At 65.2% G+C, this 26,821-nt stretch carries 22 protein-coding genes and 1 riboswitch; of the genes, 13 read left to right on the top strand and 9 right to left on the bottom strand.

The features are described 5' to 3' along the window. Nucleotides 1–176: 176 nt before the first annotated feature. Entirely contained in the window at nt 177–2,303 is a 2,127-nt protein-coding gene (locus tag ACWKSV_RS03580; RefSeq protein ID WP_076715917.1) for a GumC family protein, read from the bottom strand. 304 nt (nt 2,304–2,607) lie between these two features. Here ACWKSV_RS03580 and ACWKSV_RS03575 point away from each other — a divergent pair, with 304 nt between their 5' ends. The 7 genes from ACWKSV_RS03575 (at nt 2,608) to ACWKSV_RS03545 (ending at nt 8,243) form a co-directional block, all read left to right on the top strand. After that, nucleotides 2,608–3,090: a glucuronosyltransferase gene (locus ACWKSV_RS03575; protein WP_076715915.1), complete on the top strand. Its 483-nt coding sequence runs from the start codon at nt 2,608–2,610 to the stop codon at nt 3,088–3,090. Next, entirely contained in the window at nt 3,087–3,572 is a 486-nt protein-coding gene (locus ACWKSV_RS03570) for a glycosyltransferase (protein ID WP_076715914.1), read from the top strand. Before ACWKSV_RS03575 ends, ACWKSV_RS03570 begins: the two co-directional genes overlap by 4 nt. Next, on the top strand, nt 3,572–4,657 hold the full coding sequence (locus ACWKSV_RS03565; RefSeq protein WP_076715908.1) for an endo-1,4-beta-xylanase: 1,086 nt from the start codon (nt 3,572–3,574) through the stop codon (nt 4,655–4,657). Before ACWKSV_RS03570 ends, ACWKSV_RS03565 begins: the two co-directional genes overlap by 1 nt. Continuing rightward, nucleotides 4,654–5,826 (top strand): glycosyltransferase, encoded by a 1,173-nt coding sequence (locus tag ACWKSV_RS03560; RefSeq protein WP_338469036.1) that lies wholly within the window; start codon nt 4,654–4,656, stop codon nt 5,824–5,826. Before ACWKSV_RS03565 ends, ACWKSV_RS03560 begins: the two co-directional genes overlap by 4 nt. A gap of 2 nt (nt 5,827–5,828) precedes the next feature. Next, entirely contained in the window at nt 5,829–6,308 is a 480-nt protein-coding gene (locus ACWKSV_RS03555; protein ID WP_076715902.1) for an acyltransferase, read from the top strand. 94 nt (nt 6,309–6,402) lie between these two features. Further along, a complete protein-coding gene (locus ACWKSV_RS03550; protein ID WP_076715898.1) occupies nt 6,403–7,296 on the top strand; it encodes a glycosyltransferase family 2 protein in 894 nt (297 codons plus the stop codon). Nucleotides 7,297–7,301: 5 nt separating this feature from the next. Beyond that, complete coding sequence (locus tag ACWKSV_RS03545; RefSeq protein ID WP_076715896.1) at nt 7,302–8,243, top strand: glycosyltransferase family 2 protein; 942 nt, start codon at nt 7,302–7,304, stop codon at nt 8,241–8,243. A gap of 386 nt (nt 8,244–8,629) precedes the next feature. Here the strand turns inward: ACWKSV_RS03545 and ACWKSV_RS03540 are convergent, their stop codons facing one another. After that, nucleotides 8,630–9,862: a sugar transferase gene (locus ACWKSV_RS03540; protein ID WP_483666892.1), complete on the bottom strand. Its 1,233-nt coding sequence runs from the start codon at nt 9,860–9,862 to the stop codon at nt 8,630–8,632. A gap of 548 nt (nt 9,863–10,410) precedes the next feature. Between ACWKSV_RS03540 and ACWKSV_RS03535 the strand changes: the two genes are divergently transcribed. Further along, a complete protein-coding gene (locus ACWKSV_RS03535) occupies nt 10,411–11,577 on the top strand; it encodes a nucleotide sugar dehydrogenase (RefSeq protein ID WP_056432635.1) in 1,167 nt (388 codons plus the stop codon). A 66-nt stretch (nt 11,578–11,643) separates the two neighbouring features. On the opposite strand, the gene ACWKSV_RS03530 is transcribed toward ACWKSV_RS03535, so the two are convergent. Continuing rightward, nucleotides 11,644–12,723, bottom strand: a complete 1,080-nt coding sequence (locus ACWKSV_RS03530; protein WP_156884257.1) for a helix-turn-helix transcriptional regulator — start codon at nt 12,721–12,723, stop codon at nt 11,644–11,646. A 240-nt stretch (nt 12,724–12,963) separates the two neighbouring features. Between ACWKSV_RS03530 and ACWKSV_RS03525 the strand changes: the two genes are divergently transcribed. Beyond that, entirely contained in the window at nt 12,964–13,209 is a 246-nt protein-coding gene (locus tag ACWKSV_RS03525) for a hypothetical protein (protein ID WP_156884256.1), read from the top strand. Nucleotides 13,210–13,350: 141 nt separating this feature from the next. Continuing rightward, nucleotides 13,351–13,968 (top strand): bifunctional nicotinamidase/pyrazinamidase, encoded by a 618-nt coding sequence (gene pncA, locus ACWKSV_RS03520; RefSeq protein ID WP_076715893.1) that lies wholly within the window; start codon nt 13,351–13,353, stop codon nt 13,966–13,968. 41 nt (nt 13,969–14,009) lie between these two features. Here pncA and ACWKSV_RS03515 read toward each other — a convergent pair whose 3' ends face one another. The 4 genes from ACWKSV_RS03515 to ACWKSV_RS03500 all read right to left on the bottom strand — a co-directional run bounded on the left by ACWKSV_RS03515 (nt 14,010) and on the right by ACWKSV_RS03500 (nt 18,562). After that, nucleotides 14,010–14,471, bottom strand: a complete 462-nt coding sequence (locus ACWKSV_RS03515; RefSeq protein WP_083706635.1) for a cupin domain-containing protein — start codon at nt 14,469–14,471, stop codon at nt 14,010–14,012. Between the two features lie 124 nt (nt 14,472–14,595). Then, a complete protein-coding gene (gene pnuC / locus ACWKSV_RS03510; RefSeq protein ID WP_076715891.1) occupies nt 14,596–15,156 on the bottom strand; it encodes a nicotinamide riboside transporter PnuC in 561 nt (186 codons plus the stop codon). After that, on the bottom strand, nt 15,153–16,253 hold the full coding sequence (locus ACWKSV_RS03505; RefSeq protein ID WP_237243333.1) for a phosphotransferase enzyme family protein: 1,101 nt from the start codon (nt 16,251–16,253) through the stop codon (nt 15,153–15,155). The genes pnuC and ACWKSV_RS03505 overlap by 4 nt, the downstream gene beginning before the upstream one ends. A gap of 59 nt (nt 16,254–16,312) precedes the next feature. After that, nucleotides 16,313–18,562, bottom strand: coding sequence for a TonB-dependent receptor (locus tag ACWKSV_RS03500; RefSeq protein ID WP_237243610.1), 2,250 nt, complete (start codon nt 18,560–18,562; stop codon nt 16,313–16,315). Between the two features lie 82 nt (nt 18,563–18,644). After that, nucleotides 18,645–18,754: riboswitch (TPP riboswitch) on the bottom strand. Between the two features lie 126 nt (nt 18,755–18,880). On the opposite strand from ACWKSV_RS03500, the gene ACWKSV_RS03495 reads away from it, so the two are divergent. Beyond that, nucleotides 18,881–21,304, top strand: a complete 2,424-nt coding sequence (locus tag ACWKSV_RS03495) for a S9 family peptidase (RefSeq protein ID WP_191864629.1) — start codon at nt 18,881–18,883, stop codon at nt 21,302–21,304. Nucleotides 21,305–21,492: 188 nt separating this feature from the next. Next, on the top strand, nt 21,493–23,292 hold the full coding sequence (locus ACWKSV_RS03490) for a DUF885 domain-containing protein (protein ID WP_076715886.1): 1,800 nt from the start codon (nt 21,493–21,495) through the stop codon (nt 23,290–23,292). Between the two features lie 9 nt (nt 23,293–23,301). Here the strand turns inward: ACWKSV_RS03490 and ACWKSV_RS03485 are convergent, their stop codons facing one another. Beyond that, nucleotides 23,302–25,110, bottom strand: a complete 1,809-nt coding sequence (locus ACWKSV_RS03485) for a M14 family metallopeptidase (RefSeq protein WP_076715885.1) — start codon at nt 25,108–25,110, stop codon at nt 23,302–23,304. Nucleotides 25,111–25,276: 166 nt separating this feature from the next. Between ACWKSV_RS03485 and ACWKSV_RS03480 the strand changes: the two genes are divergently transcribed. Beyond that, complete coding sequence (locus tag ACWKSV_RS03480) at nt 25,277–26,464, top strand: DUF2252 family protein (RefSeq protein ID WP_076715884.1); 1,188 nt, start codon at nt 25,277–25,279, stop codon at nt 26,462–26,464. Here the strand turns inward: ACWKSV_RS03480 and ACWKSV_RS03475 are convergent. Beyond that, on the bottom strand, nt 26,461–26,718 hold the full coding sequence (locus ACWKSV_RS03475; protein ID WP_076715883.1) for a hypothetical protein: 258 nt from the start codon (nt 26,716–26,718) through the stop codon (nt 26,461–26,463). The two genes, ACWKSV_RS03480 and ACWKSV_RS03475, sit on opposite strands and share 4 nt — an antisense overlap. Nucleotides 26,719–26,821 lie beyond the last annotated feature (103 nt).

Below are 26,821 nucleotides of genomic sequence, written 5' to 3'. Positions count from 1 at the left end.
AACAGGCTTAGAGCGATGTCGGGATACTGGCAGAGGCGGAAATCTCCGGGCCTCCTGTTCGCCGACTGATCTGCGGAAGAGACCGATTGCGGCATTCCGCTCCTGTAAGGACCATCGCATCCCGCGCAGGCCCTGCCGGGAGCCGGGTCCTTCGACCCGGCTCCCGGCGCTCGTCATCAGCTATAGTAGCTGGAATATTTCTTGTAATAACGCAGTTCGTCGCCCGCCCCTGCGCGGCTCTGAGCCTTCAGGTCGACCATCGTCATGATGATGCCACCGATCCGCGCTTCGGCCATGGCGAGGTGGTCCAGTGCCAGCCGGACGGCCGGGGCCGGGGTCTTGCGCCAGCGCACCGCCACCAGCGCGACATCGGCCATCGACGCGATTGCCCGCGAGTCCGCGATCGCCAGCAGCGGCGCGGTGTCGAGGATCACCAGGTCGAACCGCTCACGCAGCTGATCGACCAGCTGCTGCATCGCGCTGGAGGCGATCAGGTCATAGTCGTTTTCGGCCGTCGACGGACGCTGCGGCAGCAGGAAGGCACCGCTGGCGCTGTCGCGCACCAGCACCTGGTCCAGCGTCGCTTCGCCGCGTAGCAGGTCAGCGAGGCCATATTGGATCGCGCCTTCCATCTGGCGGCTGGTTGCCTGGCGACGCAGGTCGCAATCGACCAGCACGGTCGACAGGCCCGCCAGCGCCGACGAGCGGGCCAGCGAGAAGGAGGTCGAGGTCTTGCCCTCGGCGGGCAGGGCCGACGAGATGGCGACGACGCGCGCCGCCTGCTCCTCGCGTCCGACCTTCAGGGCGGTGCGGATCGAGCGATAGGATTCGCTGTACACGCTGCCCGGATGATCGATCAGATGCTGGCTGATCGTGGCAGGCGTCGGCGACTTGATCCGGTCGCGCTTCAACGTGCGCAGGTCCGGCACCGAGGCCAGCACCGGCAGGCCCAACGCCCGCTCGACCTGACGCCGCGTGCTGAAGCCGTTCTCGGCCAGTTCCAGACCGGCCGCGACCATCGACGCCGCCAGCAGAGCCGCGAGCAGGCCCCCGCCCGCGAAGACGACCTTCTTGGGGCTGACGGGTGCGGTCGGCGCCACGGCGCGGGCGATCACGTAACCGGCACTGCGCTCGGTGCCCTGACGCGCGATCGCCTGCTGATACCGCTCCAGCAATGCCTCATAGAGGCTCTTGAGCGTCGTCGCCTTGCGCTCGAGTTCGGCGAGACGAACCGAGGCGGCGTTGCCCTGGAGCAGCTGCCCCTTCTGCGCGCCCAGTGACGAGACGATCGACGAGGTGCGCCGGCGGGCGACATCCGCCTCGGCCGAGAGGCTCTGGCGGACGCGCGCGGTTTCCGCCGCAATCTGGCGACGGGTTTCCTGAAGCCGCTGGTTGGTTTCGAGGACCTGCGGATGACGGTCGCCATAACGCTCCGACAGCGACGCCTGCTGCGCGCTGAGCGTCGCCTCCTCGGTCCGCAGCTGCTGGAGCACCGGCGAAACGACCGCAGAACCGGCACCGGCACTGCTGGCGCTGCGCGCGGTGTTGCGCGCCTCGGCCACCGCCTGCTGCGCCTGCGCATCGGCGAGCTGCTGGTTCAGTACCGCGATCGACTGCTGGGCGTTGGTGCTCTGGTTCTGGATGTCGACCAGGTTGGTCGCGGCACGGAAGCGGGCGACCTCCGTCTCGGCCCCCTGCAACTGGCCGCGCGCCTCGTTGATGCGCGAGGCGAGCAGCGCGATTTCCTTGTTGCGCTCGTCGCGCTTCTCGACCTGCTGGCGGGTCAGATATTCGTCGATCGTCGTGTTGACGATCTTCGCCGCCATCACCGGGTCGGTCGAGAGGTAGTTGACGTTGATCGCATAGGAGGTGCCGTCACGCGTCGCGGTCAGCCCCCCGGCAATCGCACGGATCGCGGCGTTGCGGGCGTCCGCCGGGCTCAGCGGATCGGTGCCCACGAAATTCGGGTTCTTCGCCAGGCCCAGCCGATCGACGACGCGGCCCAGCGTTTCGGGCGACAGGATCTGCGCGACTTCGGTGTCGACCGACGAGGAGTCGGTCGTCAACGGCTGTACCCGCTGATCCTCCTGCGCATTGACGATCTCTTCGTTTGTGCGCTGGATACCGACCTGACCCTCCGCGCTGTAGCGCGGCGTGACCATCTTGTAGCTCAGCGCGGTCAGGCCGAGCACAATGACCATGGTGATCAGGATGGGGATCAGACGCCGACGGACCGCGTTCAGCACCGCGCCGAAGTCGATGATCTTGGCGGAGTCCTGATCGACAGGCACCAGCGGGTTCATAATCGTGTCTCCGTCCCGCTTGCCGGGATGTCGCGATGAATATCCGGGGCTGTGTACCGGCCAATCGCCACCCGGCGCAAGCAGATGCGTAACGATCCGCAGCGACCGGCCGAACCATCATAGGACAACCTTTCCGCATCGAAGGATGCCATGGCGGTCGCTTTTTTGCTGCACCGCAACTGTCCCAGGACGGTGTCATTTTTGCAGGTGGCACCGTTCATGATATAGGCTACCGCCCGATAGAGCCTGCACGTTGCGGGCGGCCGGGCGGACGTTTTCCCGCCTGCACGAGGGAGATAGCGTGATGGCATCGGGAGCTGCACAGGACGCTGGACGCACGGCGATACGCGTGCTCGCGGTGGCGTCGCAGGGCGGCCATTGGGAGCAGATGATGCTGCTGCGCAGCATGCTGGAAACCCACGCCACCCGCTTCGCCACGACCGAGGCCGACCTGCTGGCCAAGGCCGGGATCACCGACGGCATCATTCTGCCCGACTGCAATCTCGACGCCCCCTGGCCGAGCCTCAAATGCCTGATCCGGTCCTTCGTGACCGTGTTCCGCCTGCGGCCCAAGGTCATCATCTCGACCGGCGCGGCACCGGGCTTCTTCTGCCTGCTCGCCGGACGGCTGATCGGAGCCCGGACGGTGTGGATCGACAGCGTCGCCAATGTCGAGAAACTGTCCAAAAGTGGGACATTGGCGAAATGGGTCGCCAGCGAATGGCTGACCCAATGGTCGCATGTCGCCAAGCCGGACGGCCCCCATCATGTCGGAGGCGTGCTGTGATCTTCGTCACCGTCGGAACCCAGCTGCCCTTCGACCGGCTGATCGAGGCGATCGACACTATCGCGCCCTCGCTCGGCGAGCCGGTCTTCGCCCAGACCGGCGCCTCGACCTACACGCCGCGCAACATCGAATGGAGCGCGCGCATCCGCCCGATCGAGGTCGATGCCTATTTCGCCAAGGCGCGCGTCGTCGTCGCCCATGCCGGGATCGGCACCATCCTGACCTGCCAGCGTGTCGGTCGCCCGGTGATCCTATTCCCGCGCCTTGTGGCGCATGGCGAACATCGCAACGACCACCAGATGGCGACGGTCGGCCAGCTCGAAGGGCGGCCCGGCCTCTATGTCGCCCGCACCGGCGAGGAACTGCACGCGCTGCTCGCGCAGGATCTCGCCCCGCCACCCGGAACCGATGTGGTGCCGGAGGGGCGTCAGCGGCTGATGCAGCATCTCGATTCCGTCATCCGCAGCGCGGGCGCTCGGTGATGGCGGGCTGGACGCGCCGGGGCATATTGGCAGGGGGCGGTGCCGCCGCCATGACATTCGGCCTGCGGGCATCGGCCGCCGATGACGTCGCCTTGCGCTTGCTTGGGCGGGGCATCCGCTTCGGCGCCGCGATCGATCCGGAGGATCTGAAGGATCCGGCCATGCGCCGCCTGTTCCAGCGTCATTGCTCGTCGCTGACACCACGCAATGCGCTGAAATGGACGGGCACCGAGAAACAGCCCGGCGTGATCCAGTTCGACGATGCGGACAAGATCGCCGACTTCGCGCGCGAGATCGGTGCGGGCCTCTATGGCCATACGCTGGTCTGGTATCGCGTCCCCGCCTGGGTCGATGCGATCACCAGCGCGGACGAGCTGCGGGCGGCGATGAACCGGCATATCGATGCGACCGTCGGTCGTTTCGCCGGGCGCGCCTATGCCTGGGATGTGGTCAACGAGGTGATGGACTATGACGCGGCGCAGTGGCGTCCGTCGGTCTTCTATCGCCTGCTCGGCAAGGATCATGTCCGTGAGGCCTTCGAGCGCGCGCACCGCGCCGATCCCAAGGCGATTCTGGTCATCAACGAAACGCATCTGGAAAAGGCGGGCGCCAATTACGACGCCCGTCGCGCCATGATGCTCGACCTGCTGCGCGAGTTGCGCGGGGCGGGCGTTCCGGTTCATGCCATCGGTCTGCAGGCGCATTTCCGCCCCGGCTTCGACCAGCTCGACGCCCCTGCCCTGACCGCGTTCCTGCGCGAAGTCGGCAAGCTGGGCATGGGCGCCTATATCACCGAGATGGACGGATCGTGCCGCTTCGCGCATCGGCTGCCGCCAGCGGCGACGCAGGGCGATATCTATGGCCAGGTCTTTGCCGACATGGTGCGCACCGTCGCCGCGACGGGCACGCTGCGCGGGGTCACGACCTGGGGCCTGCGCGAGAAATTCTCGAAGGCGGAAGCGCGCCAGGGCCATGGCTGCCGTGCGCGCGCTTTGTTGTATGACGAAGACCTGACCCCCCTGCCCGCGCTCGACGCGCTGGCGGGCGCACTGCGGGAAACGGGTTCGTCACGGAGCAAGCGATGAACGACATGACCCAGGCGACCGGCGACCGCCGGAAGGTCGCGATCTTCGTCGAGCGTTTCCTGCCGCCCAGCCAGGCTTTTGTCCTGGCACAGGCACGCGGTTACGAACGCTATGCGCCGCGCTTCCTGGTGGGCAAGCGGATCGATCAGGGCCATGGCGGCCAGACCGACCTGCCGGTCCATGCCATCGACGCCTCGCCCGCGATGAAGGGGGGGTCGCTGCTGCTCAAGATCCCGCGCATCGCGGCCCCCGCCCTCTTCCCGCCGCTGGCCGGGGCCGACCTGATCCATGCCCATTTCGGCAAGAATGGTTATGTGCTGGGTCCGCTCGCCAAGGCGCTGCGGCGGCCGCTGGTCACGACCTTTCACGGTTTCGACGCCACCTATCGCGGCGATCCCAAAAAGCCCGGCGGGTTCAATCAGGTCCGTTTCTTCGCTAAGGGTCGCGCCCGGATGGCGAAGGCGGGCGGCTATAATATTGCGGTGTCCGACTTCATCCGCGAACGGCTGCTGAGCCTCGGCTTCTCGCCGGAATCGATCTTCCGCCACTATATCGGCGTCGATACGCGCTTGTTCCGTCCCGATCCCAGCCCGCGCGTGCCGGGCCGGGTCGTGTCGATCGCGCGGTTCGTCGAATATAAGGGCTATCGCTACATGATCGACGCGCTGGCGCAGGTCGCGGCCCAGGGTATTCCGGTCGATTATGTGATGATCGGCGACGGTCCGCAGGCGGACGAAACCCTGCGTTATGCCCGCTCGAAGCTGCCGAAGGTCACGCACCATGCGCGATTGAGCCAGGAGGCGATCCGCGCCGAGCTGGGTCAGGCGCAAATCTATCTGCATGGCAGCGTCACGCTCGACAATGGCCATGCTGAGGCGTTCGGCATCGCCAATCTGGAGGCGCAGGCCGTCGGCACGCCGGTGATCGCCTTCCGATCGGGCGGGGTCGGCGAGGCGGTGGAGGAAGGCCGGACCGGCCTGCTCGCCGACGAGCGCGACGTCGAAACCATGGCGGCGGCATTGGCCAGCCTGTTGTCCGATCATGACCGCTGGCGCGCCTTTCACGAGCGGGCCCCGGCCTGGGTGGCGGAGCGGTTCGACCTTGTCGCGCAGACCCGCCTGCTCGAAGACTATTATGACCGCGTCCTCGCGGACCATCGGGGGAAATAACCGTGGCGCGTACCACCGGAGCCAAACCCAAATGGGGGCTCAACCGACTGAAGAAACTGCGCAACGTTTTCGTCGAGGCGAAGCGTTTCTGGTATGTCCGCTTCTGGGGCATGGACATTCACCCGACCGCGCAATTCTCACTGTCAGCCAAGTTCGACCGGACGAACCCCAAGGGTCTGCATATCGGCGAAGAAAGCTATGTCGCCTTCGACGCCGCGATCCTGACCCACGACCTGACGCGCGGCCTGTATCTGGATACCTGGATCGGGCGTCGCTGCTTCATCGGGGCGCGCAGCATCATCCTGCCGGGCATCCGGATCGGTGACGAATGCGTTATCGGGTCGGGCTCGGTGGTGACCAAGGATGTGCCGCCGAATTCGCTGGTCGCGGGCAATCCGGCGCGCGTCATCCGCAGCAACCTGCGGATCATCTCGCGATATGGCCGGATCGGCGCGGACGAAGAGATTGATCCGGTCGCGTGACAATTTGTAAATCGGCACGGGTTCGTCATCGCGGCGTCGCATATTTCCATGCTAATGCGATCAGGCGATAGATTATGGGGACGTGCGAGGAGATATGATGAAGCTGTCGGTCCTCATCAACAATTATAATTACGCGCAGTATCTGCGGGCCTGTATCGACAGCGTGCTGTCGCAAGACCATGCGGCGTATGAGATCATTGTCGTCGACGACGGGTCGACCGATGACTCGCGATCGGTGATTGCCAGCTATGGCGATGCGATCACGCCGGTGCTGAAGGCCAATGGCGGTCAGGCGTCCAGCTTCAACGCCGGCTTTGCCGCATCGAGCGGCGACATCCTCATGATGCTGGATGCGGACGATTATTTCCTGCCGGGCAAGCTGGCGCAGGTCGCCGCCATCTATTCGAGCCACAAGGTCGGCTGGTGCTTCGACCGCGTGACCAACGAAGAGGATGCGGGCATCGCCGATCCGGTTGTGCTCACCCCGATCGACAAGCGTGAGACGATGCGCGCCGGGGGCTTCCCCACCCTGCCCGTGCCGACCTCCGGCCTGACCTTCCACCGCTCGATCTTGTCGCAGATCCTGCCGATGCCGCTCGCCGACGACGTGGTGTTGAGCGACAATTACCTGAAGTTCGCGGCGGCCTATCTGGCGCCGGGCATGCTCGTCGAGACGCCGCTGACCTTCCAGCGGCTGCACGCCACCAACCGCTACACCAATACCGACCGCGCCAAGTCGCTGAAGCCGCAGATCATGATGGCGACCGGTCTGCACCTCGCCCGGCGTTTCGACGGGCTGGGCCGCATGGGGAAGAGCCTGGTGACGGGCGGCATCGCCGATGCGCATTTGGGGCTGACCGACACGCTGGCCGAAATCGACCGGGTGGCGCGCGAGGCACGCGGCATGGGCTGGACGCGGCAGAACCTGACGACGCAGGTGGTGCGCAAGCGGCTGACCGGCGCGGCCAAATCGCTGTTGGGGCGCTGAGGACGATGGCCGACACCGCCCCCGTCCACGTCACCCTCGGTGTTCTCACCTTCAAGCGACCCGAGGGGATCGACAAGCTGCTGCGCGTCATGCGGAACCAGCATCGCGATCCGGCGCGGCCCTGGCGGCTAAGCATCGTCGTGGTCGACAATGACGCAGGCGGCAGCAGCCGCGATACGGTGATGGCCCATGCCGATCACCCCGAATATGACCTGCATTACGTGATCGAGCCGCAACAGGGCATTCCCATCGCACGCAACCGGGCGATGGACAGCGCGCCTGCGACGACCGAATTGTTCTGCTTCCTCGACGATGACGAGTGGCCGGTGGATGGCTGGCTGGACTCGATGCTGCGCACCCGTGCGGCGACGGGCGCGGACTGCGTCTATGGCCCGATCGAGCCGGTGTTCGAGGGGCCGGTCGACGACTGGCTTCGTCGCAGCAAGCTCTACGACCGCAAGCGCTATCGCGAAGGCGAGAAGCTGAATTTCGCGGCGTCGAACAATGTGATGTTCGACTTGGCGCGGTTCCGCGCGCTCGACCTGCGCTTCGATGCGCGGATGCGGTTCACCGGCGGCAGCGATTATCTGTTCTTCAACCAGGCGTTTCGGCGCGGCATCCGCATCCACTGGTCGAGCGAAGCGCTGGTCTACGACATGTTCCCGGTCAACCGACTGACGATGAAGTGGCAGCGCCAGCGGCAATATCGGCTGGGCAACACCTTCGCCGTCGCGACCCGGATCGAGGGGACAAACGCCGAAAAGGCCAAGCAACTGGCGCGCGGCGTCGTCCGCATGGGCTTGGGCGCCGCCATGTCGCCCGCCATGCTGGTCTCGCCCTATTGGGGCGGGCGCGCGATGGTCCATCTGCTGCGCGGGGCGGGCCTGACGATGGGCATATTGGGTCACGCCTATCAGGAATATGCCCCGTCCAAGATGAAGGGCTGAAGGCTCGGGGATCGGCTGGGTAATTGGGTCCCTATCGGGGGGCCCGCAATCCTGCCTGACCATCCCGGCGGGGGCCGCAATCCAGTCGGGAAGACGCTTCCCATTCTTCATATAGTGCCGCAACTGGGCCCCGGCCTTTGCTGGGTGGAGGTTCAGCGGTGTCGTGGCGTTTTATCCACGGCGACGCGCCTGCCCTTCGCACGGACCGATGCCCCTCCGCGAAGCCTGATCGCCTGTCACATCATCTTGCAAGGAAGCCCCGGCCGAACGTCAGCATCGCGGGGCCCCACAAACGAAAAGGCGGCCTCGGTCATGGACCGGAGCCGCCTTTTCGTTGCGCCATCATGCCTGGAGCGTCCCGGCCGAAACCGGGGCTCGCATGACCATCAATATGCGTTGCGGTGAAGCAGGACCTGGAACGTCTGCAGCACGATGCGCAGGTCGCGCCAGATCGACCAATGCTCCAAATATTCCAGATCGGCCTGGAGCCGGTTGCGCAGATCGTCCTCGATCACCGTCGCACCCCGGAAGCCGCGCACCTGCGCCAGGCCGGTCAGCCCCGGCTTGACCGAGTGGCGATGCCAGTAACGGCCATCGACTTCCCAGAACAGCTTCTCGGCGGCGCGCGAACCCAGCGCGTGCGGGCGCGGGCCGACGATGCTCATGTCGCCCTTCAGCACGTTGATGATCTGCGGCAGCTCGTCCATGCTGGTCATGCGGATAAATCGGCCGACCTTGGTGATACGGTCGTCGTCGCGCGAGGCGGAACGGTTGCCCGCCCCGTCACTGCCCTCGACATACATGCTGCGGAACTTCAGGATGTGGAACATCTCGTTGCCCCAGCCGATGCGAACCTGACGGAACAGGATCGGGCCTGGGCTGGTCACCTTGACCGCCACGGCGATGATACCCAGCACGGGTGCCAGCAGGAACAGGGCCAGCCCCGAAACGGCAATGTCGAACAGCCGCTTGAGGAAGCGGTCGAACAGTCCCAGCGGCCCGACCGTCACGATCATGGTCGGCGTGTTGGCGCAGGACGAAATGCCCAGCGGCGCCAGCTTGGACAGTTCGGGCACGAAAATCTCGCTCTGCACCCCGGTACCCTTGAGTGCGCTGGCCCAGGCGATCCGACGCTCAGGCGGGCAGGCAACGACCACGCGGTCGGCACTGGCGACGAGTCGCGCCAGACGGTCGTACATGATGGGATCGTGCAGATCGGGGTCGAAGCGGTCGCCCGTCTCCACCACCTGCGAAAAGTCGCCATCCGGCACCGGGGCCTGGCCGTCGCGTAGCAGCATCACCGTGAACGGATTGCCGCCGATGATCGACGTCATGTTCCGGACAAAAGCATAGCGTGCACTAACGATCAGGATGGTGCCGGTCAGCGCGCCCAGCGCCATCACCGCGCGCGGAAAATCCTCGCTCGCCCGGAACACAAAGGCCAACAGGATGACGGCGCAGACAGAAAGCAGCAATGCCTTGGCGCCTTGCGATGCAGCATAGCGCGGGTTCTGGAGATTGTCTTGGTCATAGGCGCGGATCGAAAAGGACGTAATGAAGTACACGGCTACCAGCGTCGCAATCGCCACACCCCAGCGCGTATGTCCCGCCAGGGCCACTCGCAGACTAACCGCCGCAACAAAGCCGCCCAACAGGCAGGCCAAGTCTATCAAGATCAGGGCGACAAGCGCGCGAAAACGGAGAATCGATGCCGGAATATTCAAACGCTTGACCCTTTGCCGTGGCGCTTCGCCTTGGAATGTCCGCATTTCCATGACAGCCCACCTGCTCTGGTTTCTGTTGATACCGTTGAATGTAGCCGCAGCGCCTCATTCCGAATAGATATTTTGCGCTGCAACATCGTCTCACGGTGGAATGCCGATGCCAAGCCTAAAAACCTGGTAATTAACCGTCCATGACGCAAAAACAGGCCCTCATGGGTTAAAAAATGAGGCGTTTACCGGCTTGTCAACCCTTCATCGCACTGCAGCATGGCATTTTTCCAGGGCCTGCGGGACAGGTGGACGGTGCTCTTTTCGCGACCGTCCCACCCAAGGGCAGTTTGTGGAGGTGTCGGGCGTCCATAGGGGGTTGTCCGGGGGGGCGCCGCACGGCTAGTCCCAAGCGGCAAAGGCTCTGAACGGGTCCAGCTTATGGGGTTTGACGAATGAAGATCGCTGTTTTCGGCCTCGGTTATGTCGGCATGTCCAATGCCGTATTGCTCGCCCAGCACAACGACGTCGTTGCGGTCGACATCTCGGTCGAGCGGGTCGCGATGGTCAATGACCGCAAGTCGCCGATCATCGACACCGAACTGGAAGAGTTCCTGGCCAACCGCACGCTTTCGCTGTCCGCGACCACGGACGCGGCGCAGGCGCTGGCCGGTGCGGATTTCGTGATCGTGGCGACGCCGACCAATTATGACGTCGACACCAACAAGTTCAACACGAGTTCGGTCGAGGCGGTCATTGAGCAGGCGACGGTCCATGCGCCGAACGCAACCATTGTCGTCAAGTCGACCATCCCCGTCGGCTTCGTCGACGACGTCCGCGCGCGCCTGAAGACCGAGCAGGTCATCTTCAGCCCCGAATTCCTGCGCGAAGGCCGCGCGCTGTACGACAATCTCCACCCCTCGCGCATCATCGTGGGCGAACGGTCGGAGCGGGCGCGCACCTTTGCGAACCTGCTGCTGGAAGGCGCCGAGAAGAAGGATGCCCCCATCCTCTTCACCGACGCGCGCGAAGCCGAGGCGATCAAGCTGTTCGCCAACACCTATCTTGCGATGCGCGTCGCCTTCTTCAACGAGCTGGACAGCTATGCGATCGCCGGGAACATGGACACGCGCCAGATCATCGAGGGCATCGGCCTCGATCCGCGCGTCGGCACGCATTACAACAACCCCAGCTTCGGTTATGGCGGCTACTGCCTGCCCAAGGATACGAAGCAGCTGCTGGCCAATTATTCCGAAGTCCCGCAGAACCTGATCCGCGCGATCGTCGACGCCAATCGCACGCGCAAGGATTTCCTGGCCGATCAGATCATCGCCCGCCGCCCGCGTAAGATGGGCGTCTTCCGCCTCACGATGAAGGCCGGTTCGGACAATTTCCGTCAGTCCTCGATCCAGGGCATCATGAAGCGCGTAAAGGCCAAGGGCATCGAGGTCGTCGTGTACGAACCCGCGCTGGAAGAAGACCAGTTCTTCGGCTCGCGCGTCGTGCGCGATCTGGATGCGTTCAAGGCGGAATGCGATGTCATCATCGCCAACCGCAACGCACCGGAACTGGCGGACTGCCCCGAAAAGCTGTTCACCCGCGACATTTTCGGTTCGGACTAATCGGCTTGCGGGGCTGGAGCATCCTCGCTTCGGCCCCGTCCATCCTCGGCCGGTGAAGCCGACGCCTTATGCGAAGGGCGAGCTGTACCGGCCGAGCAGGCCGACCAACTCGCTCTGCCGCCGCACCCCCGTCTTCTGAAATACCGCGCGCAGATGCACGCGGGCGGTGCCGTAGGTCATACCCAGATGCGCTGCCGCATCCTGCAACGCGACGCCCTCCGCCAGATGACGCGCCAGCCGCGCCTCGGTCGGGGTCAGGTCGAACAATAGGCGAAGCAGATCCGCGCCCGGGATCGCCCGGTTTTCACCGCCGGCGGTCAGCAGAAGCAGTCCGTCACTTTCGAACAGGTCGCGCGCGGAGCGCACCAGCGGGACGATATGCATGACCTGGATCGGTGTGCCCGTCCTGTCACGCACGACGATCGATCCCGCCTGATGGCGGAGCCGACCCGGCATCGAAAGTGCGGTCTTCAAGGCAGCATTTGCGTGCGGATCGGCGAAGCACAGTGTTGCGTGATGATCGGAGGCCAAAGATCCAAACTGGTCGCGGAACGCCTGATTGGTGGCTCGTAGCCGACCATTCGCCCCGACGATCGCCGCCGCCGACCCGATCAGCGCCAGCCCGTCGACCAGCCCCTGCGCACGGGCATTCTGGATCTGCGACGCCAGGCTCATCGCCCGGCCGATATGCGGACGAAGCGCATCCAGATGCGGCAGAGCGGCCCTTGCGGCCTCGTGGCTTTCAAACGCCTCGATCGTCATCACGAGCATGTCGTGATGCGCGCCCTGCAGCAGCGTCCCGGCCCCCGCGCAGGCGCCGCGCGGTTTGAAGAAGTCCTGGTAGACGGACATCGTTGCGATATCGTCGAGGCTGCGAACGTCCGTATCCGTCACGAATTGCGGCGAACGTTGATGGACCAGCGGCGCACCCCGCTCGTTCCTGTCCATCCATCCTTCGGCGACATAGTCCGCAAAGAGTTCGGCCACGCCCGGCGACGCCATTTGGAACCCGGTACCGTCCGTCGCCGAGAAAATGATACCCCCGCGCGCGCCCACCGACCCCGCGATGAGGTCGAGCATGTCCGGCCATTTTTCGGGCGAGCCGCCAGCTTCGTACAGGCTGGCCAACACTGTTGCATCAACCATGAACATAGATCCGGATCGGATGTACAAACCACCATTTGAGAGCCGACTTTTTGCTTATATGCAACATGGATTAATGATTTGGCCTCGGCATGGGGCTCTCCCCCCGCAATAGGTGCCGCCCGTCACAGCCCAGGATCGCTCCTGCCGAATGGCTGGTGATGGCCCTAATCCCTGCCAGCCGGGAGAGCCTGCTTCGAAATCGCAGACCGTGCGTTGGTCCCGGGCAAGAAGGAGAAGGTCATGTCCCAGGAAGTCCCTACAGCCCCAGAACCTGCCAGCTTTGCCGATCTGCCTATCCAGCCGACCGGATCGGGCGTGCAGGATCTTGAAATCGCCTATGAGCAGATGGAACTGGCCAACGACGACGCCGCATCGGCGGACGAAGCGTTGGGCCAAGGTGCCGATGGCATGTCCCCCGGCGATAACACCGTGATGCCTATCGAGGACGAAGAAGCCGCGATCATCAGCGCCGCCCATCCGAGCTGACCACGCTTCGGTTTCGCTATCTTCCACCCTATGGCCATGTCGCGCCGACGCTGGCCATAGGGTTCCACTGATCCTAAACCGCTTCCGCTTGCAAGGGAGACGCAGATGGGAAGCCGGCCTCTGACAGACGATCAAGCCATCATGGAGTCAGACGCCCTTATCATCGTCGATCCGCAGATGGATTTCTGTCCCGGCGGTCGATTGGCCGTAGCGGGTGGCGACGAAATCATGGCGGGCATCGACGCACTCGCCTCGCATTTTCGCCATGTCGTCATCACGCAGGACTGGCATCCCGCGGGCCATCTGTCTTTTGCAAGCAGCCATGCCGGTCGACAGCCCTTTGACAGGATTTCAATGCCTTATGGCCAACAGGTGTTGTGGCCTGATCACTGTGTCCAGGAAACAACCGGGGCCGAATTCCATCCCGGCGTGCAAGGCGCGATCGACCGTGCCGACCTGATCATCCGAAAAGGCAGTAATCCGCAGGTCGATTCCTATTCGGCCTTTTACGAGAATGACCAGACGACGAAGACCGGGCTTGCAGGCTATCTTCGGGACAAGCAGGTCCGGCGATGCGTGTTTGTCGGGCTGGCCTATGACTTTTGCGTGGCCTGGTCGGCCCTGGATGCCCGGCGCGAAGGCTTTGAAGCCGTCATCCTGAAGGATCACACACGGGCGATCGGCATGCCGCTCGACAACGGCACGACGATCGACGAGGCAGAGGCACGGTTCCGCGCCGCCGATGTCCGTTTCGTCTAGGACGCAGCGACATTCCGTGACGCCATACGCCCCGCCCCGGTTCACCGGGCGGGTAGCTTGGTCCCCAGCAGCACCAGACGATCGCCGGTGATCCCGAACCAGTGCGGCACACCCGCTGGCAGCAGCACTACGTCGCCGGGCCGTAGCGGGCGCGTCGTCCCGCCCTCGATCCGCTCCCCCTCGACCAGATCGGCGCGGTTTTCGACCGGGGCGACGAGGGTGCCGCCGGAGATCAGCGTACCGGCACCTTCCAGCACGATGGCATATTCCGCCTCTGCCGGATGAACCGCCGGACGGCCGGGCTTTTTCCATATCTCGATCGCCGCGACGCGCGCGCCGTCGCGGACCAGCGGACGCCATGCGAAGCCCTGGCCCGGCTTCATATCGCCCAGCATCGCGGCGATCTGCGCGCGAACCTCTTTGGCGCTCGCAAAGTCGGTGGCCCCGGGACCAGTAGGAACGTCGCCCGATTGCGCCATCGCGCCGGTCGACGCCAGAAGCATCGAGGCGATGACGGCGGATATTTTCCTGATTGAAATCGGCATCTTACAACCTCTCCCTGTTATGGGATCGTTGTTGCACCAAGCGATGGTCGCGGCAACAGGTCCGCGCCCTTCCTTCCATCCGTCAGTGGCGTGACGCAGTCTGCCGCCATTCGCGATAGCCGATGACCGCAAGACCGATCATCACCGCATACAGCCCTGCCGTCAGCATCAGGCCCTTGAACAGGAACATGCCCACATAGACGATATCGACCGCGATCCAGAGCAGCCAATTCTCGCGGTGCCGCCGCGCGGTCCAATATTGCGCGACGAGGCTGTAGCTGCTGAGCGTCGCGTCCAGCCATGGCAGCGCCGCATCGGTGTGGCGACTGGTGAACCAGCCGATCGCCACCGCCCCCAGCGCGCCGATCGCCAGACCCGCCCCGGCTTTCGCGCGCGTCAAAGGCTTTACGACGACTGCGCCGGTAGCGTTCCGGTTACGGCGCCAGACGATCCAGCCATAGACGATGCCGATGCCGAACACCGCCTGCAGCGCCATGTCGGCATAGAGCCGCACGTCGAGGAACAGCCTGAAATACAGCGCGCAGGCGACGAGGTTCAGCGGCCAGCAGAAGACGTTGCGCCGTGCCGTCAGCCAGATCGCCAGGAAGCTGATGGCGACCGCCGCGATCTCCAGTGCCGTCATGACAGGGCCAGCCCCGCGCGAAGACAGGCGAGGAATTCCCGACCCGCGGCCGATTGAAACCAGTCGGCATGGCCCAGAAGATACCCGTCCCATGCGAGCAAGGCCGCATCGGGATCACCAACTACCCCGGCAAAATAGTCGATCTCGGACAAGGCGAACTCGATATGCACCAGCGGCAGGAGCCGAACGATCGTCTCCTTCGCGACGGCATCGAGCGGGCGGATCGTTTCATATCCGGCGATCAGAGACAACGCGGCCATGGGATCGGCGATATGGTCGGCCCGCCCCTTCCCCAACTCCAGCCAGGCAAAGGCCGTCCGTTCGATCGCGGTCGCCAGATCGTGCACCGAACAGGTCCGGTCGGCCAGCCCGAAGTCGAACACGGTTTCGACCTGGCCGTCCGCTGCCCAAAGCAGGTTGGAGGGATGCCAGTCATTATGGGTCCACAAGGGCCTTTGCAGGGCCAGCAAAGCCGCAAGCCCTTCGCCCGACGTGGCAAATAGCGGCGCCAAGGCATTATGCCATGGCCGTTTTTCGAGAAACGCCCCGAGCGCAGGCCGGGCATCGACATAGGCCTGAGCCGCCGCTATCGGATCGACGGCGGACAGGATCGAGAGGCTGCCGACCAGAGGCTGCACGATGCGCGCTGGAGCGGCATAACCTTCGGAAGCGCGATGCAACCGCGCGAGTGCGACCCCGGCGGCATGGGCATGGCCATGGGACTGAAAGGGCGTCCAGGACAAACAGTCCCGATACAGATCCTCTCCAGGCGCCCGCCGGTGAAGCTCATAGGTCCAGTCGCCCCGCGCGATCGCACTTATCCCTTCCCCGGTGCGCAACAGGTCCGGCACGGGCATTCCGGCGGCGGCGAGATGGGCGATGAAGCCATGCTCCTCCGCCAGTCCCGCCACGCTCCGCACCCGGCGATCATGCCGCTTCAGGAGCAGCGCATCGCCGCCGGTATGGATCAGCGTCGCAGCGGAAAAGGGGCGCGGCGAATGCCAGTGCAGCGCTTCGATCGCGGGTGCATCTGGAAAGCACGCCAGCACCGCCGCCGCTTCGTCGGGTGTGATGGCGGGCCAGGTGGGCGCTTCCATCGCCAGCCCCATGCCGTGCACGCGGTGTGCCCCGCCTGGATCGCCTGCCCCGCTCATCCTCAGAAGGCGCGCGACACGGTGGCGACCACCGCCGCACCGCCGCCGACATAATAGCCCGGCGCATTGCCCGTAATGACCGTTCCACCGCGCCCGATCGTATCGCGAGCGTTGGTGGTCACCGCCTGGACACCCGCCAGGACACGCGGATTGGTGACGTTGATTGCGTTCATTCGCAAATCGGTCCGCTTGCCGTCGAGCCAATCGGCCAGATGCACGCCGACCGCGAGGTCCAGCGTCGCATAGCCGGGAATGCTCTCGTCATTCATGAAGGTGGCATATTGGCGGCCGACATATTTGCCCGCGATGCTGCCGAACAACAGCCCATCGTCATAGGTGCCGCCGCCGCCGATCTGGAAGGTCGGGCTCGACACCGCGCGCTTGCCCCGCGTCGGCAGAAAGTCGGTGCCCACCGGCAGATCGTCGTCGATCCGCGTGCGCAGATACTCGCCCGAGACATAGACGCTGACGCCCTTGGCGGGGCGATAGTCGATCTCGCCATCGACGCCGTAAGAGGTCTGCCCCCCGGCATTCAGCGTCGAATTGACCAGCGCACCGCCATTGTCGATCACGGTCGCTAGCTGGCGGTTGCGAAATTTATAGTGAAAGCCGGTGACGGACGCCGACAGGCTGGGGCCGATATAGCGATAGCCCAGTTCCTGCGACACCGAATATTCGTTCTTCAGCGCATCCGTGCCGCGCGTTGTGACCACGCCGCCATAATAGCTGTCGTAAAGCGTGAACTCGTTGGGCGTGCGGAAATTGGTGGTGATGTTGGCGAACAGCTGCTGCCGGTCGTCGATGGCGTAGTGGACGGCAGCACGCGGCAGGGCGACGAAGCTGTTGCGCCGGACCGCGCTCTGCGGCCCCGGCAGATAGTTGCGCCCGTTGCGCAGCAGGTCGACGCCCTTGAAGCCGATATCGACCGTCAGGCGCGGGGTCAGCGCGATGCTGTCGGCTAGGAACACGCTCTTCGTCACGGTAACGGTACGCTGGTTCTCATAGGCGAGCAGACGGCCATCGGCGGTGCGGATCGCACGGGCACGATAGCCCCAGCGGTCGGCGGGGCGGCCGTCCGCATCGACCGACGTATAGGTCTGGGTCACCCGGTCGGTGCCGTAATCGAACCACAGCCCCGCCGTCAGCCGGTGGATGCCCGCCTGCAAAGTCAGCTTGGCGACCTGCCCGGCCCGCATCTGGTCGCCGGTGTAATTGCCCAGCACCGTCGCCACGCCGTCCACCGCCCCGGGCAAGGTGATCGCTTGGGTCAGTTCCTCATTGCCCAGGAAGTTGCCGGTCGTCGCCAGCTGCGTGCCGTAAGGCGAATTGCCATAACCGAACTGGAGATAGCTCGTGCTGTCAAAGGTCAGCCGGTCCGAGAGCACCAGATGCACCGGTGCCGAGGCATAGAGATTGCGGAACGGCGCGCGGTACAATTCCCAGTAATCGGTATCGCCCGGCGTATAGCGCGCGTCGTAATTGAACCTGCGCCCTTGCGCCTGCCACTCTGCCAGCGTCGGGCTGGGGTAAGCGGAGGAATTGGCGTCGTTGTACGACAGCGCCAGGCTGGCGCGGTTGCCATTCCCCCATTCGCGCAACAGCTTGGCATCGACATGCTGGCGCGTGTCATATCCCGCCCCCCGCCAATTGTCGGCGCGCGTATTGGAATAGGAGACGAACGCCTTCAGGCCCGTGCTCCCGATCTCCCCCGTATCGACCCGGACGAAGACACGGCGCATGGCATAGGAACCGAGCGCCAGGTCGGCGAGCAGCTGCCGCGTCGCCTTGGGATCGTCGAGGCTCAGCGACAGCAAACCGCCCGCCCCCACGACGGTCGGCGCATCGAGATCCACCGATCCCGGCGACAGCGCGATGCGACGCAGATTCTCGGTATCGGCGAATTGCGAGGGATAGGCGTAATAATAGCCGATATCGTTTTGCGGCGCGCCCTCCATCAGCACCCCGATCTCGTCCTGCCCCAGGCCGCGCAGTGTCAGGCTGGAACTGGTCGACAGGCCGTAAGGGTCGCTGGACGCGACGTTCGCGCCGGGCAGCAGGTTGACCAGCTGGAAGGCGTTCTGGGTCGGGGCCTGCTTGACGATGAAGTCGGTCGCGACCTCGCTGACCGCATTGGGCGCGGTCTGATCGGGCAGCAGGCCTTCGGGATCGCGGTGGCCGATCACGCGGATATCCGCAGAGGCATCGGGGGCTTGCTGCGCCAAGGCGGTCACCGGCCACGCGGCGGACAGCATCAGGGCCCCAAGGCGGATCATCGTCTGATCGCGCGAAATCACAACCGGCATCGTCTCTTCGTCCACTTCACGGAGGGACGACGGAAGAGCCGCGTACCCTCCCTACGCCGGTATGACCCGGATCAGGTTCAGCGGGTCATGGGCTGCTGCCCATCTCTCAACCGCGCATCAGCGGCCCCCCGGGGATGGCGCCGTCTAGGCGGTTATGCGCCGCATGCAAATGCTTATCGCCTCTGGCCTTGCCGCAAACCCCGAAAGGACTGGCAGGCCCGACGCGGCCGTGGCACATGATCCGCCATTCATCATAAGGGGTTACGAATGCGCGCTGGTGCCTGCCTGATCGCTCTGCTGCTTGCCACCACTGCCCATGCGCAGACGCCCGGCACCACCTATCACCGCGCACCCGATGCCATTGCCAAGGCGCTGGAAAACCCGCCGACCCCGGCCGTCGCGGTCAGCCCCGACCACCGCACGCTCGCGATCCTGGGTCGTGAGAACCTGCCGACGATCGCCAATCTGTCCAAGCCGATCCTGCGCCTCGGCGGCTATCGCATCGATCCCGTGACCAATGGCCAGGCCGAAGTGCGTGTCCAATGGCTGAATGCGCTGAGCTTCAAGGACATCGGCAGCGGCCGGACCGTTGCGGTCCAGTTGCCCAGCGGGATGCGCTTCGCGTCGCCGGACTGGTCGCCCGACGGCAGCCGCCTCGCCTTCTATGCGCAAGGTGCGGACGGCCTGTCGCTCTGGGTCGCCGAGCGCGATGGCCGGGCGCGGGCGGTCGCACGGGGGCTGAACGGCGCCTTCGGCACGCCGTTCGTCTGGATGCCGGACAGCCGGTCGCTGGTCGCCTATACGGTTCCCGCCGGGCGTGGGTCTCCGCCCGCCGCCGCGACGACGCCGACCGGCCCGATCGTGCAGGAAAGCAGCGGCCGGACATCGGCTGCGCGCACCTATGAGGATCTGCTCGGCGACGCGCATGACGAGGCGCTGTTCGACCATTATTTTACCGGACAGCTCGTCCGCATCGGCCTGGACGACACCGCACGGCCGATCGGCACGCCCGGCCTGATCCGTGATTTCAGCGTCTCGCCCGATGGCCGCTACCTGCTGACCGAGAGGCTGAAGCGGCCCTATTCCTATCTGCTGCCCGCCCGTTTCTTTCCGACCGAGATCGCGGTTTCGACCATCGATGGACAGCCGGTGAAGACGCTCGTCGACCGCCCGCTCGCCGACGACCTGCCGGTCGATTTCGACGCGACGGTAAAGGGCCCGCGTGAGGCGGAATGGCGGTCCGACGCGCCCGCGACCCTGGTCTGGGCCGAGGCGCTGGACGGCGGCAACCCGCGCGTGAAGATCGCCTTCCACGACAAGGTCATGATGCAGGCCGCGCCTTTCGACGCGCCGCCGGTCGAACTGGCCCAGACCCCGGCGCGCTATGCGATGACGATGTGGGGCGATGACGGCTTCGCCATGGTCGTCGACCGTGAATGGCGCAGCCGCACCGAGCACCGTCTGGCCGTTGCACCGTCGCGGCCGGGGCAGAGCCGGATGCTGCTGACCCGCAATTATCAGGATCAATATGGCGATCCGGGCCGCCCGATCCTGGAGGAGAATGCGGCGGGCAAGCCTGTGATGCGCTTCACGCCCGGACATGACGGCATCTATGTCACCGGCGACGGCGCGACCAAGGCGGGGGCTTTCCCGTTCCTCGCCACCATGACGCTGGCCGGTGGCGAGCAGAAGCGGCTTTGGACCGCCAAGGCCCCCTATTACGAACCGGTCGTCGCGATGCTCGACGACAAGGGCCCGCGCATCCTGACCCGGCGGGAGAGCGCGACGCTCGCCCCCAATTACGTGATCCGCACCGTCAAGGGCGGCGGGGCGAAGGCGATCACCGCCTTTGCCGACCCCGCCCCCGTCTTCGCGGGCGTTACCCAGCGGACGATCACCTATAGTCGCGCCGATGGCGTGCCGCTGTCGGCTACTCTCTATCTGCCCGCCGGCTACGATGCGAAGCGCGACGGGCCGCTGCCGACGCTGCTCTGGGCCTATCCGGCCGAATATACCGACGCCAAGGTCGCCGGACAGACGGTCGACCAGGGCAATCGCTTCGTGCGGCCGCGCGGGATCAGCCACCTGTTCCTGCTGACCCAGGGCTATGCGATCCTCGACAATCCGGCGATGCCGATCATCGGCGAGGGCGGCGCGGAGGCGAACGACACCTATGTCAAACAGCTGCGCGAGGATGCCCAGGCGGCGGTCGACGCGGTGGTGAAGCTGGGCGTTGCCGACCGGACCCGCATGGCGGTCGGCGGCCATAGCTATGGCGCGTTCATGACCGCCAATCTGCTGGCCCATACCGACCTGTTCCGCGCCGGGATCGCGCGATCAGGGGCCTATAACCGCACCCTGACCCCGTTCGGCTTCCAGGCCGAGCAGCGCACATACTGGCAAGCGACGCCGACCTATACCGAGATGAGCCCCTTCACCTATGCGGACCGGATCAAGGCGCCCATCCTGCTCATCCATGGCGGTGCCGACGACAATAGCGGCACCTTCCCCATTCAGTCGGAGCGGATGTACGCCGCGCTGAAGGGCAATGGCGCGACCGTCCGCTATGTCGTCCTACCGAACGAACCGCACGGCTATCGCGCGCTGGAATCGACCGAGGAGACACTGTGGCAGATGACCGACTGGCTCGACCGCTACGTCAAGCCGAAGCAGCCAGCGGCAGCGAACTGACGGGCATTCATGGTGCGTGGTCATACGGGCGTTTGACCATCGGCCCTCCAAACGCGCGCCTCCCTCGCCCCTCACAGAGGGGAGAGGGCAGGTATTTACACGGACGATCCGCATCATATGCCCGCTTGCCCAGCAGCCACTTTGTCGCCTAGCTTCCCGTAAATAGCTTTATAACGGGGAAAAACGGCATGGATCGTCGCAACTTCATTATGTCCGGCGCGGCCACCGCCGGGCTGACCATGTTGCCCGTGCGGTCCGCCTTCGCGCAGTCGCCTGGCGACGCGCGATTGAACACCGCCTTCGATCAGGTCCTGGCGGAGACGGTGCGCGAGTCGCCCGAATTCGCGACCTCACTGGGTCTGGACACCGGCCGGAATGCCGACCTTCGCCACCAGCTGGGCGACAACAGCTATGGCGCGATCGCCAAGAACCTGGCCCGCAGCCGCAAGGCGCTTGCACTCGTCACCGCTGTCGACCCCGCCTCCCTATCGCCCCAGGCGCGGATCGATCGTGAGGTCGTGCTCTACAACATCAAGTCGAACATGATCGGCCCGGAGCAGTTCGGCTTGTCCTCGCCCCAGGGACCCTATCCGATCTCGCAGCAGGACGGCGTGTATTTCTCGCTGCCCGACTTTCTGGCCTCGACCCATCCGGTGAAGACCGCGGACGATGCCGAGGCCTATCTCGACCGGCTCGCCTTGATGGGGCGTCAGCTCGACAACGAAACCGACGTGCAGCGGCGTGAAGCCGCCAAGGGCCGCCTAGCGCCCGACTTCTCACTCGACCTCGCGCTGGGCCAGATGGCGAAGCTGCGGTCGCCCGCCGCCGCCAACAGCCAGCTGGTCCAGGCGCTGACCCGCCGCACCGACGCGGCGAATATCGGCGGTGACTGGAAGGCGCGCGCGACCCGGATCGTGGCGGAACAGGTCTATCCCGCGCTCGACCGCCAGATCGCCCTGCTGCGCTCGCTACGCCCCTCGGCCCGCAGCGCCGCGGGCATATGGGCGCTGCCCGATGGCGAGGCGATGTATGCCGCGGCGCTCGCCCAGGCGACCACCACCACCCTGTCACCCGATGCGGTGCATCGCATGGGCCTGCAGCAGGTCGCCGAGCTGACCGCCCAGCTCGACACGATCCTGCGCGGCCAGGGTCTGACCCAAGGCAGCGTCGGTGCGCGCCTCGATCAGCTCAACCGCCAGCCTGCGCAGCTATACGCCGATGACGACGCCGGGCGCGCCGAACTGCTTGCCAGTCTCAACGCCAGCGTAAAGGCGATGCAGGCCCGCCTGCCCCAGGCGTTCACGAACCCGCCCAATGCCGCGCTGGAAATCCGCCGCGTCGCGCCCGAAATCCAGGACGGCGCGCCCAACGGCTATTATTTCCGCGCCCCGCTCGATGGTTCGCGCGCCGCCATTTACTGGATCAACCTCAAGAACGTCCACGACTGGCCGAAATACACGCTGCCCAGCCTGACCTATCATGAGGGCGTGCCGGGCCATCACCTTCAGATCTCGACCGCCCAGCGTGCGCCGACCCATCCGTTGCGCAAGATCGCTTTCTTCAATGCCTATCTCGAAGGCTGGGCGCTTTATGCCGAGCAATTGGCCGACGAACTGGGCGGCTATGCCTCACCCGTCGAACGCGCGGGCTATCTCCAGTCCTTCCTGTTCCGGGCCGCGCGACTGGTGGTCGATACGGGCATCCATACCAAGCGCTGGACGCACGACCAGGCGACCAAATATCTTGTCGACACGGTCGGCTTCGCCCCCGGCCGTTCGCAGCGCGAGGTTGAGCGCTACTGCGTCTCGCCCGGCCAAGCCTGCAGCTACAAGATCGGCCATGCCGCCTGGCTGCGGGCCCGCGAAAAGGCCAGGGCGATCGCTGGCAGCCGTTTCGACCTGAAGCATTTCCACGACGTGCTGGAAGCGGGCGCGATGCCGCTGTCGATGCTCGAGCGTATCGTCGAGGAGCGGGCGCGCGCGGTCTGACGCCGCGCGTCAGTCCACCTCGCGCGCGATCGGGTAACGAAGCGGATAGGGATGCCCCGGCCCGGCCTCGGCATAAAGCCAGGCCAGCCGGGCGTCCGCGTCGGCGGCGAAGGCGGGCTCTTCCTTGATCTTCTGCTCAAAGCGACGCTTCACATCGGCATCAGTGTCGAGAAGTCGCTCTCCCAGAGCGGCGAGCACATAGGCGTCGGTATTGGGCGCCGGTGCCAGCATCTCCGGGAAAAAGCCCCAGGCCAGGAACGAGTCCTGGCTTTCGGGTTCCAACAGGGCGGCGGCCAGCAAGCCCAGCGGTTGGTCGGCCGGAACACGGACACTGCCCGCCGACATCTCCTGCTCGACACTGGCATGGGCGAAGCGTGCGGTGATCGGATAGCGTCCCTCATTGGGCTGGGACAGCTTCGGGTCGATCAGTTCGACCCGGTCGAGCTTGCGGATCTGCGGCGCCTGTATTGTCTCGAACCGGATGCCGTGCAGGCGGAGCCGTTCGATCACCTCGGTCTGCTCGGGCGGAATCCACCAGGCCTTGGGCAGGCGAACGATTTCGACCGGCTGCTGCCCGATGATCGGCATCCGGAAGGTGATCGGCTTGCCCAGCCAACGCTGCTCGTCGCGCCCGGAGGCGGGTGATCGATAGGTGTCGAATGCGACGCCCTTGAAATTCTCGATCCAGCCGATCGGCGCGGCGGCGGGTTTCCACCGTGTCAGCAACTCGGTGGGGCGGCTCGCCCGGTCGGCGGCCTTGGCCTGGGCGATACGGGCGTGATCGGTGGCGGCGACCTTCAGCGCGGCTTCCAGCAGGACATAGGTCCCCAGAACGCGCTGACGATAGGGTTTGAGCATATGGTTCTCGACCAGCACGGTCGGCATGCCGATGAAATCGCCATAGCCGGTCGAATAGCGCGGCCCTTCGGGGCTGTAGCGTATGCCCTTTTCCGGGTGCCGCGTATCGATCGGGCTGGGATAGATGATCGGAATATGCCCCGCCGCCGTCAGCGCGGTCGAAACCGCCGGACCGAAGCGACCCTCCAGCCAGTCGGCGGTGGCACGGTGCCGCGCATAGGTGCCCCAACCGGCATAGGTGAAGGTCACGTCATACTGCATGTCGAAGCCTTCACTGACATGACAGTCGATATAGAGGATCGGGTCGAGCGCGCGGATCAGGCCGATCATCGCGCGCGATTCCGGCGCATCCAGCTTGGCGTAATCGCGATTGAGGTCGATATTACGCGCATTGGCATCCCGCCCCTTTTCGGCCGGGCCCCGGATATGCGGATAGTTGTAGACGCTCCTCTGTTCATGCCCGTCGATATTGTAGATCGGCACGAACACCAGATCGACCTGATCGAGCAGATTGTCCTTCCCGCGCAGCGCAATATCGCGCAGCAGCATCAGCCCGGCATCCTTGCCGTCGATCTCGCCCGAGTGGATGCCGCCCTGCACCAGCACGACGGGCTTGCCCGCACCCCCCTTGCTGGCGCGGACATAGATCATCTCGCGCCCCTGGGTGGTTTGGCCGAACGTCTCGACGCGGATGAAGGGTGACGCCGCTTGCAGACGTGCGAGCCATGCCCTCACCTCGGCATAGCGCGGCGTCGTCCGGAAACCCGATGCCTCGACCGGGGTGATCCAGGGATCGCCCGCCTTTGCGACCAGGGCTTCGCTCTTCCCGGACCATGGCAGTGTCGGCGGCAGGCGCGCGGGCTGCTGCGCATTCAGACTGCCTGCCGTCGTCAGCAGCAAAAGGCCGAGAAGGGGAGCACGCTTGGTCTGCAAGGCAGCACTTTCAAAGGGGACCGACATGAAGCCGCCGCTGTATGATACGATATAGCGTACCGCAAGCCGGTGCTTGTGCCGGCCCGATATCGCTTATGTGGCGACAGCCCAAATCGCGCCGCCAGCAATGTTTTGTTACTTTCGGCGCGCCGTCACGTTGTCGTGAAGTAACTCGTTCGAGGTCCCGTCACACATGCCCTTTCCCGCCGATCGCAATGCCATTCTCGAAGCCCGTCGTACGCTGAAGATGGCGCGATCCGCCCATGCCTATGTCCGCGGCAACACGGCGAAATTCTACGAATGGCTGGCAGCGTCCAAGACGGCGCGGCGGGTGCCCCAGGGACCGGCGATCTGGATTTGCGGCGACTGCCATCTGGGCAATCTGGGGCCGGTCGCCGATGGCCGTGGCTCGGTGGAAATCCAGATCCGCGATCTCGACCAAGCCGTAATCGGCAATCCCGCCCATGACCTCATCCGGCTCGGCCTGTCGCTGGCCACGGCGGCGCGCGGCTCCGACCTGCCCGGTGTCGTGACCATGCGCATGATGGAGGCGATGGTCGAAGGCTATGCCACGGCCTTTCGCGGTCCCGATCGCGACGATCCCGACCTCGACTCCGAGATCGTCCGCAGCGTCGAGCGTGAGGCCCTGGGTCGGCGCTGGCGCCATCTGGCCAAGGAAAGGCTGGACGCGGTCGAACCGCTTATCCCGCTGGGCAAGAAATTCTGGGAGTTGTCGCCCGACGAACGCGAGGCACTGACCGCGCTGTTCGCCGACGAACGGGTCGGTGCCATGGTGCTGTCGCTGAAGGGCAAGCCGCAGGACCGCGAAGTCCGGCTGGTCGACGCTGCCTATTGGATGAAGGGGTGCAGTTCGCTCGGCCTGCTGCGCTACGCCGCGATCGTGGCGCTCCGGACGCGCAAGGGTAACTGGTCGTACGCGCTGGTCGATCTGAAGGAGGCGACCGATCCCATCGCCCCCGCAGCGCCCGGCGCGGAAATGCCGAGCGACCCTGCGGAGCGGGTGGTGACCGCGGCCCGCCATTTGTCCCCCTATCTCGGCGAGCGGATGATGCCCGTCACGATGCTGGACCGCTCGCTCTTCATCCGCGAACTGACCCCGCACGACATGAAACTGGAGGTCGATCAGTTCAGCCAGGGCGAGGCGGTTCGCGCCGCCCGGCATCTGGCTTTCGTCGTCGGAACCGCCCATGCGCGTCAGATGGACGCGGCCGCCCGCTCCGAATGGCTGGCGATGATCGAAGCGGATCGGAGCGGTACGCTCGACACGCCGTCATGGCTCTGGGAAAGCGTCGTCACGCTCTCCGGCAGTCACGAAACGGGCTATCTCGAACACTGCCGACGCTATGCCATCGCCGCCTAGCGATCCGTCGGGATTGACCCGTTAGCCTCGGCGATCAGGCGCGCCATGCGCTCGGCGTCCTTGGCGACCTGTTCGTCGTCCAGTTCGCGGCGCAACCACCGCACCTCGTGAAGATTGCCATGCTCGTCAAGCTCACCGCATCCGATCCGCTTGCCATAGTCCAGCAGCGCGCACGTCGCCCCGGGGACATGCGCCCGGACGATCTTCTGCACCTCATCGATAACATAGTCGCCGGAACCAGCAATTTGCGTCATATCATCCTCTGATCGAACCTCGGGATAGCATTCGCATCGACGCGCACGAAGCCGTTTCTTCGCCCCTCCCCTATCGGACGGCGTAGCGGGCACGAAAAAGGGG

This window comes from Sphingomonas sp. SphC10 (assembly GCF_057004845.1).
Note: the sequence above shows the minus strand (reverse complement) of the source record. Positions and strands in the feature narration are given on the sequence as shown.